The organism is Providencia alcalifaciens (assembly GCF_915403165.1).
In the GTDB taxonomy this organism is placed as follows: Bacteria; Pseudomonadota; Gammaproteobacteria; order Enterobacterales; family Enterobacteriaceae; genus Providencia; species Providencia alcalifaciens_C.
Genome location: NZ_OU659204.1, coordinates 937,273 through 951,457, shown reverse-complemented (window position 1 = coordinate 951,457; position 14,185 = coordinate 937,273). Strand labels below are relative to the sequence as shown.

The following is a 14,185-nucleotide window of genomic DNA, read 5'->3' as shown; positions in this document are numbered from 1 at the left end:
AGGAGAACAACATGCAACATCGCAAAATTGCCTTTATTGGCGCGGGAAATATGGCGAATGCCATTATTGCGGGTCTTGTGGCTCATGGCTATCCTGCATCGATGATTACCGTCTGTTCACCAACCCCTGTACGCCGTGACAAAATGGCGCAAGACTACGGCATCATTAGCACCCATGATAATCTCACTGCCGCCCAACAAGCAGATGTGATTGTGCTTGCCGTCAAGCCGCAAATGATGAAAGACGTTTGTGAACCTCTTCAACAACTCACAAACTTAGAAAACAAGCTGATTTTAACCATCGCAGCGGGTATTCCTGCAGCTCGTTATAATGACTATTTTGCCCATTCGCTGCGTTTAGTGCGCATTATGCCAAATACCCCGTCACTGGTGGGCAAAGGCGTTAGCGGCTTGTTTGCTCAATCGAATGTTTCTGAAGATGATAAGCAATTTACTCAGCAATTGATGGAAAGCGTCGGTTCAACAACCTGGTGCGCCAAAGAGAGCGAAATCAATAATATCATTGCGTTAACTGGTAGTTCCCCCGCTTACTTTTTCTTGTTCATGGAATCTATGCAGCAAAAAGCCGAGCAGCTTGGCTATGATGAAAAACAAGCCCGCGAATTGGTTCTTAATGCCATTGAAGGCTCCGTGGCGTTAGCGAAATCACAAGGGGATACCCCATTTTCAACCTTGCGTGAGCAAGTCACCTCTAAAGGCGGCACCACCGCAATGGCTTTAGAGCAATTTTACCAAGGTCATCTACCGCAAACCGTCGCCAGCGCTATGCAAAGCGCGATTGACCGTGCGGAAGAAATGGAAAAACTTTTTTAATTTATTTTTTGGGATAAGCCATGCAGACTATCGTTTTTGTTGTTACCACCCTGATTCAACTGTACATCTTTGTGCTTCTGCTCAGAGTATGGATGCAATGCGTTCGCGCCGATTTCTATAATCCGTTCTCACAGTTTGTGGTTAAAGCCACTCAGCCTATCGTAGGGCCTTTACGTCGCCTAATTCCATCCGTTGGCTCCATTGATACCGCAACCCTGCTGGTGGCATTTATACTGGCAATTGCTGACATTATCTTTGGTATGTGGGCCACCAACATGCTGCCGGCCATCGGTCTGACCTTACTGCCTATGGGATTAATTCTCTTACTGACTTATATCGGTAAATTGATTTTCTGGATGATCTTAATTCGCGCCATTTTAAGCTGGGTCAGCCAAGGCCGTAATCCTGTCGATTATTTACTGTTCCAATTAACTGAACCATTAATGGCACCGATTCGTCGCATTATCCCAGCCATGGGCGGGTTAGATTTCTCCGCGATGATTGTGATGTTTATTTTGATCGCCCTGAACTACTTACGTGTCGATGTCTCTTTAATGATTGACCCTGCGTTAACCGCCATGCTGTTCTCTGTCGGCATTATGTAAGGGAAGAGAGAAACGATGCAACAAGTTGTATTAGCCACAGGTAACCCGGGCAAAGTTAATGAATTAGCGGATTTACTTCGCGAATTCGGCATGGATATCGTCGCTCAAACCAGCCTTGGCGTTGAGTCCGCGGAAGAGACCGGATTAACCTTTATCGAGAACGCAATATTAAAAGCTCGCCATGCTGCGGCACAAACAGGCTTACCCGCCATCGCCGATGATTCCGGTATTTCTGTGGATGCTTTAGGTGGTGCGCCGGGGATTTACTCTGCGCGCTATGCGGGTGAAGATGCGACCGACCAGCAAAACCTCGATAAGCTGCTCGATGCCATGAAAGATGTACCGGATGACCAACGCCAAGCGCAATTTAACTGCGTGTTAGTGTATCTGCGCCATGCGGAAGACCCGACGCCGTTAGTGTTTCATGGTCGCTGGCACGGCGTATTAACCCGTGAAGCGAAGGGGCAAGGTGGCTTTGGCTATGACCCAATTTTCTACGTGCCAGAATTAGGTTGCACTTCTGCAGAACTGACCAAAGCCGAAAAACAAGCGGTATCACACCGCGGTAAAGCCCTTGCGATGATGTTGGATGCCCTAAAAAATGCTTAAGCTTCCTCCATTAAGCTTGTATATCCACATTCCTTGGTGTGTACAAAAGTGCCCGTATTGTGATTTCAACTCACATACTCTTAAAGGAGAAATTCCCCAAACTGAGTATGTTGAACACTTGCTTAGCGACCTTGATAAAGATGCGGCGCTGATTGGCATCCGTCCCGTCAAAACTATCTTTATTGGTGGCGGTACACCGAGCTTATTAACCGCTGAATCCATGCAGATGTTGATGGATGGCGTTCGTCAGCGGGTGAATTTAGACCCTGATGCGGAAGTCACCATGGAAGCCAACCCCGGCACCGTGGAAGCTGACCGCTTTGCAGGCTACCAAGCCGCGGGGATCAACCGCATCTCCATCGGAGTGCAAAGCTTCGGAGACGACAAACTGATCATGTTGGGGCGCATTCATGGTCCCAACGAAGCCAAGCGCGCCGCTCAGCTCGCCACCAACTTAAATCTACGCAGTTTTAATTTGGATTTAATGCACGGCTTACCATCACAAACTCGCGACGAAGGGTTATCAGATTTACGCCAAGCTATCGAACTCGCTCCGCCTCACCTTTCTTGGTACCAGCTAACCATTGAGCCGAATACGCAGTTTGGTTCTCGCCCGCCGCGTTTGCCGGATGACGATACCCTATGGGATATCTACACCGAAGGGCATAAATTACTGGCAGCGGCAGGCTATCAGCAATATGAGACTTCCGCCTATGCCAAAGCGGGTTATCAGTGCGAACATAACCTTAACTATTGGCGTTTTGGGGATTATCTGGGTATCGGCTGTGGCGCACACGGTAAAATTACCTCAACCGATGGGCAGATTTTACGAACTGTCAAAACCAAACATCCACGAGGTTATATGGAAGGTCGTTATCTTGATAATCAATATAATGTTGAGAACGAAGACCGCCCATTTGAGTATTTTATGAATCGTTTCCGGTTACTTGAAGCGATGCCTCGCCGTGAATTTACTGAATATACCGGTCTGGCAGAGTCTGTGGTTCGCCCTGCTATCGATGAAGCCTTAGCCAAAGGTTATATCTCAGAAACCGCTGATGAATGGCAAATTACCGAACATGGAAAATTATTCTTAAACTCCCTACTGGAGCTATTTTTAGGGGAAGAGTGATTTCTATTTTTCCATAAGAAAAGCCAGCTTAATGCTGGCTTTTCTTTTTACTAAAGATAATAAACAGGGGTAATAAACGAAAATAACAATCTACCGATTACAGTGCTTTGGTGACTGCATCGATTTGCTCGGTGAGGCTGACTAAACCACCACCGGAGAGATACCACAAATCAGATTGCAAATAGGTAATTTTGCCATCTTTATACGCTTTGGTTTCTTGGATATTTTGGTCTTCAAACACCGTTTTTTCCAATTTACCTGCGCCAATCGCTTCACTGCGATCCACAATCAAAATCACATCAGGGTTCGCTTGTGCGATAGTTTTTGTATCCACCACACGGCGTTTGGATTTGTCTGCATCTGCTTGAACGGGTAATTCTGCACGCTGTGCTTTAACCACATCGTAAACAACCGCTTGGTTATTTGGGATTAATTTGCCGTCATTGTGCAGTAAGACCAGCACTTTTTTATTGGATGCAGCCGCTTTTTTCTGGGCTTCTGCAATGGTTTTATCCAACTGAGCCAGTTGCTCGTCCACCGCTTTTTGGTCACCGTATAAATCACCAATTAAACGAATGTTGGCTTTCACGGACTCAATATAATTTTTGCTGTCAGAGCCTAAATTCAGCGTCGGGGCAATTTTTGATAATGCGTCGTAAGATTTACCTTGGCGACCCGTGATCACGATTAAATCGGGTTTCAGTGCAGCGATCTCAGCTAAGTTTGGTTCCTTCATGCCGCCTGCATTTTTGACTGTCGCAGGAATGCCCGCTTTTACATAAGCAGGTGCATTACCCATCGGCAGAGCAACAACCTTGTCCCCTAACCCCAGTTTTTGCATTGAGTCATAAATACCGAAGTCAAACAGAACCACTTTCTGTGGTTTTTTAACCACTTCCGTTTCACCGGAAAGGTGTTTAACCGTGACTTTTTCAGCACCTTGTGCAGTGATTGCGTTTGGCGTAAATGCAGCTGATTCAGCACTCAGTGCGTAAGGTGCGGAGAATGACAGGATCGAAACCAGTACCGCTGGAATAAACTTTTTCATATGAATAACACCCATTTAGTCGTTAAGCCAAACCTGCATTCTAAGGAGAGTTACTCATAAGTCAATTAAATGATAATGATTCTTAATATTGTTTTTATTTATGTTAATGCTGTCATGGTTTGAAGAGGTTTTTAATGCAAAAGGCAGCAATAAGTCTCCCTATTACTGCCTTTCATTACGGATGATAGCTTTGAGGGCATATCAAACTATCTGAATTATTTACCGTTAATTGAATTCAGTAAGCTAATACGTTGCTGCTCTAATGAAGTGACTTTAGAACAGACTTGCTGACCAAACTGCTGGAAGCTGTTTTCTTGATTTTTCCATTCGCTATCAATTTCTTGCTGTAACCCACCAAGGCTACCTAGCATACCTTGCAGCATTTTGTTGGTATCACCGCCAGCAAGTAACTGTTTGCGCCCCATTTCATTGATACTGTCTTGTAAAATCCCACCTAAGCTTTCATTGACTAATTCACGCCCCGAAGCTTCCACTTTCTTGATACCTTCATGGTAGAAAGCATAGCCGTTTGAACGAGTCTCAATGATTTGGTTAATTTGACCGTTTAAATCTTTTTCAAGCTTAGTCAAGCGGTTGCGAATATTGCTATCGCTACCAATCACTTTAACCACCACTTTATCGAGGGATTTACGCGATGCCGCTAATTTCTCTTCAGATTCTTTTTTGATCCACGGTAAATCCTGGCGGATGGCCGATTGATAACGCAATGCTTGCTGTTGTTGCTCAGAGGTCAGTGCAACTTTTTGACCATTCAGCGTGACATCACCATTTGGGGTGATTTTTAAATCCCCACTACGACCGACGACTTGAACATTATCAGGCGTCATAAAAATGTCGTCTTTAGGGGTTACCGAGCAGTTGTAATCCGCCGCTTGGCTGGTGGCGCAGGCCAGTAATGAAAACGCAATTAAAGTACGGCGTAACATAAAATCTCCTCGTCGATTACCTCTATATTTGTTGAGAGGTAATTAGAAAACAGAACGTCCAATTCGTTTCGATAAAAGCTCCAAGGCGGCGCAACCAACCAAAGAGTTTCCGGCTGAATCTAATTCCGGTGACCATACTGCCACCGTAAATTGGTTAGGAACCACACACACAATACCGCCACCGACGCCTGATTTACCGGGCATTCCAATACGAAACGCAAATTCACCGGAACCATCGTACATACCACAAGTCATCATTAACGCATTGATTTGTCGAGATTGTAGCGGCGTGATAATTGGGTCTATCGAACAAGGCGACTCACCTTGATTCATTAAATAGGTAAAACACCTAGCCAGTTCGACACAATTCATACTTAGAGAACAATAATGAAAATAAGTTTCTAAAACCGTTAAAACATCATTATCAAAATTGCCAAAAGATTTCATTAAATACGCGATAGCCGCATTACGGCTAGCATGTTCCATTTCTGAGCGAGCGACATTTATATCGTAGCTAATGTCGGGTTCGCAAGCGAGTTTTCGGACAAACTCCAGCATCCGCTGTTTTGGTGCACTCAAACGAGATTGCAGCATGTCGGCAATCACTATCGCGCCGGCATTGATAAAGGGGTTGCGAGGAATGCCCTTCTCCATTTCTATCTGAATCAATGAGTTGAACGGCAGTCCTGATGGCTCTTTACCAACACGACTCCAAATTTCTTGCTCTTCGTAGCGCGTCATTGCCAAGGTTAAGCTCAGAACCTTAGAAATGGATTGAACTGAGAAACGTTTTCTTGCATCTCCAGCAGTGAAAATATCGTCCTCAGCGGTATGAACCGCTATCCCCAAATGATGTGAAGAAATACCGCCAAGCGCCGGTATGTAGTCTGCCACCTTCCCTTGACCTATCAGGGGGCGGACTTGCTCCAAAATATCATGCAGTAATTGGTCAGAAAACTGGGTGCTCAAGTGTTTTGCTCCAGAATGGATTACTTTAGAAAACAAAGGCATCCAATTGGATGCCTTTATTAATAATCAAACTAGTTATTATTCCCACCAAACATCAAACAGTTCAGAAACAACAACGTCGTTCATCCCTTTTGATTTTAGCCAGTTTTCAACGATTTGACGGTGTTCTTCGGTACATTTACCAATTTTCTGCAGGCAAACAATCCCTTCCCAGTTCATGTAGCCGCTAGCTTCAAATGCCAGACCGTTTGGCTCGATAGCTTCAGCAATCAGTTGGTCAACGACGCTGTCCACTTCTTCGATTGGCGTGCCTTCTTTAAAGTTCCACTTAACAATGAAACCTAATTCTTGGAACTCGTCCAAACGCATTTTTTTACGTAAACGGCGACTACGTTGTTGTTTAGCCATGATTAAACCCTCTTAAACATTAAATCCCATACACCGTGCCCTAACCGCTGGCCGCGCTTTTCAAACTTTGTTTCTGGTCTTGATTCTGGACGAGGAACGTAGTCCCCTGACGTGGATACGTTTTCATACCCAGCCACGCTGGTCATTACCTCAAGCATATGTTCTGCATAAGGTTCCCAATCTGTCGCCATGTGGAATACACCACCATCAATTAATTTACTGCGAATTTTTTCTGCAAAAGGCACCTGCACAATACGACGTTTATTGTGTTTCGCTTTATGCCAAGGATCAGGGAAGAATAACTGAACCATTGCTAAGCTGCCGCTCGGGATCATGAAGTCTAAAACTTCAATGGCATCGTGGCACATCACGCGTAGGTTGGTGATGTTCTCTTCTTTTGCTGATGCCAAACAAGCCCCAACGCCCGGTGCATGCACTTCAATCCCCAGAAAGTTTTGATCTGGGTTTTGTGCTGCCATCGTCACTAATGAGGTGCCCATTCCAAATCCAATTTCCAGAGTGACTGGATTTGAATTATTAAATAGTTTTGCGAAATCAAAGGGTTCGTTAACAAAATCGATCCCCATTTCTGCCCATTCGCTTTCTAATGCCTCTTCCTGACGTTTTGTCAGACGCCCTTGACGGCGGACAAAACTACGGACACGGCGCATAACCCGCCCTTCTTCATTATATTCGGGGGAGATAACGTTATTGATCATAATAAAGTTCTAAAAAATTCGTTGTCCAGTTAGATAATGTGCCAACAAGAGTATAAAAAAAACCAAACATACCTAATTAATTAATATCTAAGTATGGTGGGAAAGGGAGTTTAGCAAAACTTCAAGGATCTTGCAGTTGATAATTGGATAACTTTACACAAGAAGCGGTTTACAGCTATCACCGTCTATGTTGCAATCCTCTCCATGACTGAAATCGCGATAAAAATATTATAAATAATGGAAGCTCAACAATTCTCAAGTGCAGTGCTCAAGTGGTATCACAAATACGGTCGTAAAACCTTGCCATGGCAGCAGGAAAAATCCTCCTATCATGTTTGGCTCTCTGAAGTCATGTTGCAGCAGACCCAAGTCAGCACAGTCATCCCCTATTTTGAAAAATTCACCCAACGCTTTGCCGATGTGACCGCGCTGGCGAATGCGCCCCTTGATGAAGTTCTGCATTTATGGACAGGGCTCGGCTATTACGCACGAGCGCGCAATTTACATAAAGCCGCGCAAGTGATTGCCACCCAATATAATGGTGAATTTCCTACCACCTTTGAGGAAGTGAATGCGCTTCCAGGAGTGGGTCGTTCAACAGCAGGTGCCATTCTCTCTCTTTCTCAAAAGCAACATTACCCAATTTTGGACGGTAACGTAAAACGCGTGCTTGCTCGCTGCTATGCTGTCGCGGGTTGGCCGGGAAAGAAAGAGGTAGAAAATCGCCTGTGGGAAATCAGCACCAACGTCACCCCAAAAGTGGAGGTTGAATATTTTAACCAAGCCATGATGGATCTTGGTGCTATGGTGTGTACTCGCAGTAAACCAAAATGTGAACTATGCCCACTCAATACCGGCTGTATTGCTTACGCTAATCACGCTTGGCAAGAATATCCAGGGAAAAAACCTAAGCAAAAAATTCCAGAAAAAAGTGCATGGTTTTTGATCCTTCAGCATCAAGATAATGTTTGGCTAGAGCAGCGCCCCCCATCCGGTATTTGGGGTGGTTTATTCGCATTCCCACAATTTGAAAGCCATGAGCAACTGGCTCAGTGGCTGGCTGATTCTGGTCTGCAACATGACACGCCAGAACAATTAATTGCTTTTCGCCACACATTTAGCCATTTCCATTTAGATATTATCCCTGTAAAAGTTAATATTCAGGCATTTAACTCTGCCATGGATGAAGGCAACGGACTCTGGTATAACTTACACCTAGGCGCAACCGTTGGGCTCGCAACTCCGGTTGAAAGTTTACTAAAACAACTTGCCTTACTACCTGATATTCGAGGAAAAAATAAATGAGTAGAACCATTTTTTGCACTTTCTTACAACGTGATGCTGATGGGCAAGATTTCCAACTTTACCCAGGCGAATTAGGAAAGCGTATTTTTAATGAGATTTCGAAAGAAGCATGGAGTCAATGGATGACAAAACAGACCATGCTGATCAATGAAAAGAAGTTAAACACCATGAACCCAGACGATCGCAAAATGCTGGAACAAGAAATGGTGAAATTCTTATTTGAAGGTCACGATATTCAAATTGATGGCTATACCCCAGAAAAGTAGTTTTTAGGTCTATACCTATCAAACCTCAAGTTGCATGGCTCGGTTTGCTAACCTCCTGCAACTTGAATGTTTTAGAGTAAACGACCAAATAAGTATCTAGCTTGCATTAATACTGTGGATCGTATGAAAAAATTATTTGCACTCACATTGTTGATTCCCCTGATTGTTTCTTGCTCCAGTAATCAGAAATCTGACTTTAATCCCGACTACGTCAAAGATACCAATGGCTTTGATATTTTGATGGGGCAGTTTGCTCATAACATCGAAAATATATGGGGGATCAAAGAAGTCCTCATTGCAGGGCCAAAAGATTATGTGAAATATACCGATGAGTATCGTACCCGTAGCCACATTAACTTTGATGCAGGGACTATCACGGTTGAGACCATCTCCGCTGTTGAGCCGTCAGAACACCTGAAAAAAGCCATTGTCACCACTTTATTGATGGGCGATGATCCGAATTCCATCGACCTCTATTCTGATATTAACGACATTCCCTACAGCAAAGAGCCATTCCTGTTTGGTCAGGTGATGGATAATACGGGCGAACCGATTCGCTGGGAGTGGCGAGCCACTAAATTTGCAGATTATCTGATCAGCAATAAAATGCAGCGCAGACAGTCTGGTATGAATATTGTTTGGTCGATCACCATGCAATTGGTACCAAACCACTTAGATAAACGCGCTCATAAATATCTACCATATATTAAGAAGTCTTCCGCGAAATACGGTGTGGATGAATCATTGATTCTGGCAATTATGCAGATTGAATCGAGCTTCAACCCATACGCGGTTAGCCGTTCTGATGCGCTAGGCTTGATGCAAATTATGCCAAACACGGCCGGTAAAGATGTCTTCCGCTCTCAAGGTAAATCTGGGGTACCAAGCCGCAGTTATCTGTTTGACCCTGAGCAAAACATTGATACGGGGACGGCATACTTAGCTATCTTACAAAATAGTTATTTGGGGGATATCAGTAACCCAACTTCACGTCGCTATGCGGTTATTACGGCTTATAACGGCGGCGCAGGCAGCGTGCTACGCGTATTCCACAATGATAAAAAACAAGCGGCTCAGCGTATTAACAACCTCGAACCGGGGGAAGTTTACGAAACGCTTTCTACCAAGCACCCTGCGGCGGAATCTCGTAACTATCTTATTAAAGTGAATAAGGCGCAGAAAAAATATCTACGCTAATGACACCTTAAAATAGCGATAAAAATGCCAGTAAACCATCACAGTTACTGGCATTTTTTTCACTTTTTGTGAGTTTTTGCATTGATTTGCTTAAAAATTAATTGAAACGCTGAAAAAAAACGCATTCAATCAAAAGTTTTTAGAAACCGCCTTGACTCACCCTCTTAAATCAGGTTTAATACGCTCCGTTGCCCGGATAGCTCAGTCGGTAGAGCAGGGGATTGAAAATCCCCGTGTCCTTGGTTCGATTCCGAGTCCGGGCACCACTATTTAAAGAACCCGCCCTAGTGGCGGGTTTTTGCATTTCTGGCCTTTCTAAACCTATTCAACCAGAATCTACTTACCAACCATCTTAACTTAATCTAAATTTCATAAATTCAGATCTTATTTGATTTAGCTCCACATTTGCGTTGATTTTATAGCGTATAAATAACTATATGATAAAAGTTGTTTTGTAACCTATTGGTAAACAACAAAAAAACAACCTAGAGTTAATCTTCTCTCAACGTTTTTAACCAACTTTTAATCATTAATCATGGCTATTTATAGTCTAATAAATATACAAAACATCATAACAACAAGATTGGCGTATAGTTTCTTATTGCCTTAATCACTTTTAAGCAATGAGCTGAAGGAGCGCTTATGTGTAAAGAATCAGTGAAAAGCCCGATGTATTTATCCATTGCAAACTGGGTAATGAAACAGGGTCGCTGGATCACCGCCAGAGAAATCTCGAATAACTTTGAAATTCCGCATACCAATGCGGTGAATATTGTCTCTTATATTCTTTCGGATGTGGCAGAAATACAGTGTGAAGTCAAAATGATCCCGAATAAACTATCGGGACGAGGCTGCCAATGCCAACGATTGATTAAAGTGACTAAAATTGACAGTCAGCTTTATTCTCGCCTAAAAAATTACACTTCCGAGAAGATAACGATTGAGTCGCCAGTGAAAAACAATCTCGTCCCGCCAACAGAACTTAATCGTGAGCAAAAATGGCAATGGATGCTATCTAAAGCCCAGCGTCGTTAATATTATCTTCATCTACGCCATAACAAAAAACGCAGGCTTAAAGCCTGCGTTAAGGTTACTGACAAAGTATTATTGACGATTTTTGCACATCGGCATCATTGGCCTTTCGGTTTTACATCCGTGGTTCCCTGCAACCGAGGCCGATTCGGCTCTATCTCAGTTAGCGGTATGGCTTCTTCTAAACTTTGAAGGTAACGTCCCGCTAAATCTTGATACTCTTTGGTATTTAGCTGTTTCCAATGAAGCTCTTCATCACTCACATGGCGAAAAAAACGCGCAGGTGCACCAATCAACATTTGTCTTGGCTCACCTTGGAAACCCTCCTTAACAAAACTCATCGCACCAATAATGCTCTCGTCACCGATGACGGCACCATCCATCACCACACTATTCATACCGACCAGTGCATCACGCCCAATAATACAGCCATGTAAAATTGAGCCATGACCAATATGCCCAGATTCACGCACAATAGTCTCAACATCACTGTAGCCATGCACGATACAACCGTCTTGAATATTCGCCCCTTTTTCGATAATTAGACGCCCGTAATCCCCCCGCAGTGAGGCATTTGGACCAACAAACACATTGGCACCAATAATGACATCGCCAATCACTACGGCGGAAGGGTGAACGTAGGCCGTTGGATGCACCACGGGCGTCACCCCTTCAAAGCTGTAAAAACTCATAATAACCTCGCAGTCATCCAATCACTCGTAGGATTAGCGTCCTTTCCAGTTTGGCTCACGCTTCTCTGAGAATGCTAAAGGGCCTTCCGTTGCATCTTCAGAGTGCAATACAGCAGGGTAGTTTTCTAGCACGCCACTGCGCATCAATTTATAGCCCTCTTCCACCGTTAATTCTCCAGTTGCACGGAATATTTCTTTCAGGGCAGCAACCGCTAGCGGTGCGCTTTGTGTGATTTTTTCAGCCAGCTCTCTAGCTTTATCCATTAAATTCTCGATAGGTACCACTTCATTCGCAATACCCCAGCGCAGCGCCTCTTGAGCATCCATTCTGCGCCCTGTCATCACCATTTCATTGACGATAGGCGCAGGCAGAATTTTTGGTAAGCGCAAAACACCACCGCTATCGGGCACAATACCTAACTGCGCTTCAGGTAACGCGAAACTGGCATTCTCAGAGCAGATAATCATATCTGCCGCCAGCGCCAACTCAAAACCACCGCCAAACGCATAACCGTTTACTGCCGCAATCACGGGTTTATTTAAGTTGAAAATCTCAGTTAATCCCGCAAAACCACCCGGACCAAAATCAGCATCAGGGGCTTCCCCTTCCGCCGCAGATTTTAAATCCCATCCTGCAGAGAAGAAACGTTCTCCAGCCCCCGTAATAATAGCCACTCGCAGCGTTGGGTCATCACGGAAATTAAGAAAAACTTCCCCCATTTTAAAACTGGTTTTTGCATCAATGGCGTTAGCTTTAGGTCTATCGAGTACAATTTCTAGCACGGCACCATGACGGGTAATTTTTAATGATTCGCTCATAGTTTAAACCTTTAGGTTGATATTCGATTATTTCAAATGTTTTTTCAGCACCTTACCAGAGCAATTACGCGGTAATCCCTGACGGACTTCCACCAATGAGGGCACTTTGAACTTCGCCATTTTTGTTTCGCAAAAAGCAAAAAACTCTTCTTGAGTTAGCGTAGCCCCCTCCTCCAGCACAATAAACGCTTTAATAGCCTCATCACGAATAGCATCTATTACACCGATAACCGCGACATCCGCAATAACAGGATGGGATGCAATGATGTTCTCAATTTCGCTGCAAGAGACGTTTTCTCCACCTCGTTTGACCATATTGCTACTACGATCAACAAAGTAGAAAAATCCATCTTCATCTTGATAAGCAAAATCGCCAGTGTGCATCCACCCTTCACTATCAAAGGTTTTCTCTGTGGCTTCAGGATTGTTGTAATAGGCTTTAAATACAGTTTTACCCCGCTCGCCTTTTACACATAGCTCGCCGATTTCCCCTGTTTTTAACGATTGATTATGTTTATCTCGAATTTGAGCTTGATACCCAAATCCAGGGCGTCCAATGGAGGGCCAGCGTCGTTCGTCCCCTGGTCTATCACCGATCAGCCCAACAATAGTTTCAGTCATGCCATACGAAGTGAGAAATTGAGTCACTGCAAAGCGTTCCATAAACTGCTGTTTTTCTTTATCGCTTAAATTGAGATAGAACATCACTTCCCGTAAACAGTGCGCTTGCTCATTGTCAGCAACCGGTTGACTCAGTAAGGTACGGATCATCATTGGGATCAGCTCCGCTACCGTCGCACGATACTTCACAATCTGTTGCCAAAAACGCCGAGCACTGTATTTTTCAAGAAGAACAAAGGTTGCCCCGACGGAGAATGTCGCCATAGCCGCTGTGCATTGACAATCGATATGAAAAGCGGGCATTACCGTTAAATAGACATCCTCAGAGCGTAATGCGCATTGCCAAGAGGAGTAATAACCTGCAAAGCGCAGATTATAGTGGGTGATAATGACCCCTTTTGGTTTAGATGTCGTCCCTGAGGTGAACAGAATTTCGGCGGTATCATCCACGCTGAGTTCAACTTGTTGGGACAACACTATCGATTGTTGTCCCAACTCAACGGAAAAGTCAGTCATACCTTGCTGTATTGGTAATTGAGTGTCTGAAATTAAGAAGATATGTTCGAGCGCTGTTGCTTTGTCATCGACAAGAGTTTGGTAAATGTCGGCAAAATGGGGGCGAGTGACAACCAGCCGAGGTTGACAGTTTTGGATGATCCACGCGCTCTCTTCGTACTTAAATCGCGCGTTGACCGGCACCATGATCGCCCCAATTTTGGCAAGACCAAACCAGCAAAAGAAAAACTCTGGGCAATTATCTAAATGTAACGCAACTTTATCCCCTTTTTGGATGCCATAACTTAAAAAGAGGTTGGCAGTGCGGTTAATCTGCTGATTCATTTCTAAATAGCTGAATTCACGCACATCGCCATCACAGGATTCAAAGATAAGCGCCTTTTTATTACCGTGAGTTTTCGCAAAATCATCCCACATTTGACGCAAATTTTGTTTACCGATTACATCCATTAATTGTTATCCCATCA

Annotated in this window: 16 protein-coding genes and 1 tRNA gene; 9 read left to right on the top strand and 8 right to left on the bottom strand. The window is 44.1% G+C overall.

From position 1 onward, the window contains the following. The first annotated feature begins 11 nt into the window (after window positions 1-11). The 4 genes from proC to hemW are packed head-to-tail and all read left to right on the top strand — an operon-like array spanning window position 12 to window position 3,179. On the top strand, window positions 12-833 hold the full coding sequence (gene proC / locus LDO73_RS04175; RefSeq protein ID WP_224060329.1) for a pyrroline-5-carboxylate reductase: 822 nt from the start codon (window positions 12-14) through the stop codon (window positions 831-833). A gap of 20 nt (window positions 834-853) precedes the next feature. Next, the gene (locus tag LDO73_RS04170) at window positions 854-1,438 is read left to right on the top strand and encodes a YggT family protein (RefSeq protein ID WP_154639429.1); all 585 of its coding nucleotides are present in this window, start codon (window positions 854-856) and stop codon (window positions 1,436-1,438) included. A gap of 15 nt (window positions 1,439-1,453) precedes the next feature. Then, entirely contained in the window at window positions 1,454-2,047 is a 594-nt protein-coding gene (locus LDO73_RS04165) for an XTP/dITP diphosphatase (protein ID WP_224060328.1), read from the top strand. Further along, the gene (hemW, locus tag LDO73_RS04160) at window positions 2,040-3,179 is read left to right on the top strand and encodes a radical SAM family heme chaperone HemW (RefSeq protein ID WP_224060327.1); all 1,140 of its coding nucleotides are present in this window, start codon (window positions 2,040-2,042) and stop codon (window positions 3,177-3,179) included. The genes LDO73_RS04165 and hemW overlap by 8 nt, the downstream gene beginning before the upstream one ends. Window positions 3,180-3,276: 97 nt before the next feature. Here hemW and LDO73_RS04155 read toward each other — a convergent pair whose 3' ends face one another. From LDO73_RS04155 to trmB, 5 genes are all read right to left on the bottom strand, one after another. After that, a complete protein-coding gene (locus LDO73_RS04155; RefSeq protein WP_036954223.1) occupies window positions 3,277-4,227 on the bottom strand; it encodes a siderophore ABC transporter substrate-binding protein in 951 nt (316 codons plus the stop codon). 215 nt (window positions 4,228-4,442) lie between these two features. After that, window positions 4,443-5,174 (bottom strand): DUF2884 domain-containing protein, encoded by a 732-nt coding sequence (locus LDO73_RS04150; protein WP_224060326.1) that lies wholly within the window; start codon window positions 5,172-5,174, stop codon window positions 4,443-4,445. Window positions 5,175-5,216: 42 nt separating this feature from the next. Continuing rightward, entirely contained in the window at window positions 5,217-6,143 is a 927-nt protein-coding gene (gene glsB, locus LDO73_RS04145; protein WP_224060325.1) for a glutaminase B, read from the bottom strand. Window positions 6,144-6,221: 78 nt separating this feature from the next. Further along, on the bottom strand, window positions 6,222-6,551 hold the full coding sequence (locus LDO73_RS04140; RefSeq protein WP_036954142.1) for a YggL family protein: 330 nt from the start codon (window positions 6,549-6,551) through the stop codon (window positions 6,222-6,224). 2 nt (window positions 6,552-6,553) lie between these two features. Next, window positions 6,554-7,270 carry a tRNA (guanosine(46)-N7)-methyltransferase TrmB gene (gene trmB, locus LDO73_RS04135; protein WP_224060324.1) on the bottom strand — a complete coding sequence of 239 codons (717 nt, stop codon included), beginning with the start codon at window positions 7,268-7,270 and terminating at the stop codon, window positions 6,554-6,556. A 237-nt stretch (window positions 7,271-7,507) separates the two neighbouring features. Here trmB and mutY point away from each other — a divergent pair, with 237 nt between their 5' ends. The 5 genes from mutY (at window position 7,508) to caiF (ending at window position 11,073) form a co-directional block, all read left to right on the top strand. Further along, window positions 7,508-8,575: an A/G-specific adenine glycosylase gene (gene mutY / locus LDO73_RS04130; protein ID WP_224060323.1), complete on the top strand. Its 1,068-nt coding sequence runs from the start codon at window positions 7,508-7,510 to the stop codon at window positions 8,573-8,575. Next, complete coding sequence (locus LDO73_RS04125; RefSeq protein ID WP_006657365.1) at window positions 8,572-8,841, top strand: oxidative damage protection protein; 270 nt, start codon at window positions 8,572-8,574, stop codon at window positions 8,839-8,841. Before mutY ends, LDO73_RS04125 begins: the two co-directional genes overlap by 4 nt. Before the next feature lie 123 nt (window positions 8,842-8,964). Continuing rightward, complete coding sequence (gene mltC, locus LDO73_RS04120; RefSeq protein WP_224060322.1) at window positions 8,965-10,038, top strand: membrane-bound lytic murein transglycosylase MltC; 1,074 nt, start codon at window positions 8,965-8,967, stop codon at window positions 10,036-10,038. A gap of 190 nt (window positions 10,039-10,228) precedes the next feature. Further along, window positions 10,229-10,304: transfer RNA gene (locus LDO73_RS04115), tRNA-Phe, on the top strand. Window positions 10,305-10,680: 376 nt separating this feature from the next. Then, on the top strand, window positions 10,681-11,073 hold the full coding sequence (caiF, locus tag LDO73_RS04110; RefSeq protein ID WP_224060320.1) for a carnitine metabolism transcriptional regulator CaiF: 393 nt from the start codon (window positions 10,681-10,683) through the stop codon (window positions 11,071-11,073). 95 nt (window positions 11,074-11,168) lie between these two features. Here the strand turns inward: caiF and caiE are convergent, their stop codons facing one another. The 3 genes from caiE to caiC are packed head-to-tail and all read right to left on the bottom strand — an operon-like array spanning window position 11,169 to window position 14,168. Beyond that, complete coding sequence (gene caiE, locus LDO73_RS04105) at window positions 11,169-11,762, bottom strand: carnitine operon protein CaiE (protein ID WP_224060319.1); 594 nt, start codon at window positions 11,760-11,762, stop codon at window positions 11,169-11,171. Window positions 11,763-11,795: 33 nt separating this feature from the next. After that, a complete protein-coding gene (caiD, locus tag LDO73_RS04100) occupies window positions 11,796-12,581 on the bottom strand; it encodes a crotonobetainyl-CoA hydratase (RefSeq protein WP_224060318.1) in 786 nt (261 codons plus the stop codon). Window positions 12,582-12,608: 27 nt separating this feature from the next. Next, the gene (caiC, locus tag LDO73_RS04095) at window positions 12,609-14,168 is read right to left on the bottom strand and encodes a crotonobetaine/carnitine-CoA ligase (RefSeq protein ID WP_224060317.1); all 1,560 of its coding nucleotides are present in this window, start codon (window positions 14,166-14,168) and stop codon (window positions 12,609-12,611) included. Between the last annotated feature and the right edge of the window lie 17 nt (window positions 14,169-14,185).

What these genes read in the sequence shown, in the direction of transcription:
- mltC (WP_224060322.1), top strand. Translation starts at nt 8,965, where the DNA reads ATGAAAAAATTATTTGCACTCACATTGTTGATTCCCCTGATTGTTTCT.
- proC (WP_224060329.1), top strand. Translation starts at nt 12, where the DNA reads ATGCAACATCGCAAAATTGCCTTTATTGGCGCGGGAAATATGGCGAAT.
- LDO73_RS04150 (WP_224060326.1), bottom strand. Translation starts at nt 5,174, where the DNA reads ATGTTACGCCGTACTTTAATTGCGTTTTCATTACTGGCCTGCGCCACC.
- caiF (WP_224060320.1), top strand. Translation starts at nt 10,681, where the DNA reads ATGTGTAAAGAATCAGTGAAAAGCCCGATGTATTTATCCATTGCAAAC.
- LDO73_RS04165 (WP_224060328.1), top strand. Translation starts at nt 1,454, where the DNA reads ATGCAACAAGTTGTATTAGCCACAGGTAACCCGGGCAAAGTTAATGAA.
- mutY (WP_224060323.1), top strand. Translation starts at nt 7,508, where the DNA reads ATGGAAGCTCAACAATTCTCAAGTGCAGTGCTCAAGTGGTATCACAAA.
- caiD (WP_224060318.1), bottom strand. Translation starts at nt 12,581, where the DNA reads ATGAGCGAATCATTAAAAATTACCCGTCATGGTGCCGTGCTAGAAATT.
- LDO73_RS04155 (WP_036954223.1), bottom strand. Translation starts at nt 4,227, where the DNA reads ATGAAAAAGTTTATTCCAGCGGTACTGGTTTCGATCCTGTCATTCTCC.
- hemW (WP_224060327.1), top strand. Translation starts at nt 2,040, where the DNA reads ATGCTTAAGCTTCCTCCATTAAGCTTGTATATCCACATTCCTTGGTGT.
- LDO73_RS04125 (WP_006657365.1), top strand. Translation starts at nt 8,572, where the DNA reads ATGAGTAGAACCATTTTTTGCACTTTCTTACAACGTGATGCTGATGGG.
- LDO73_RS04170 (WP_154639429.1), top strand. Translation starts at nt 854, where the DNA reads ATGCAGACTATCGTTTTTGTTGTTACCACCCTGATTCAACTGTACATC.
- LDO73_RS04140 (WP_036954142.1), bottom strand. Translation starts at nt 6,551, where the DNA reads ATGGCTAAACAACAACGTAGTCGCCGTTTACGTAAAAAAATGCGTTTG.
- trmB (WP_224060324.1), bottom strand. Translation starts at nt 7,270, where the DNA reads ATGATCAATAACGTTATCTCCCCCGAATATAATGAAGAAGGGCGGGTT.
- caiE (WP_224060319.1), bottom strand. Translation starts at nt 11,762, where the DNA reads ATGAGTTTTTACAGCTTTGAAGGGGTGACGCCCGTGGTGCATCCAACG.
- caiC (WP_224060317.1), bottom strand. Translation starts at nt 14,168, where the DNA reads ATGGATGTAATCGGTAAACAAAATTTGCGTCAAATGTGGGATGATTTT.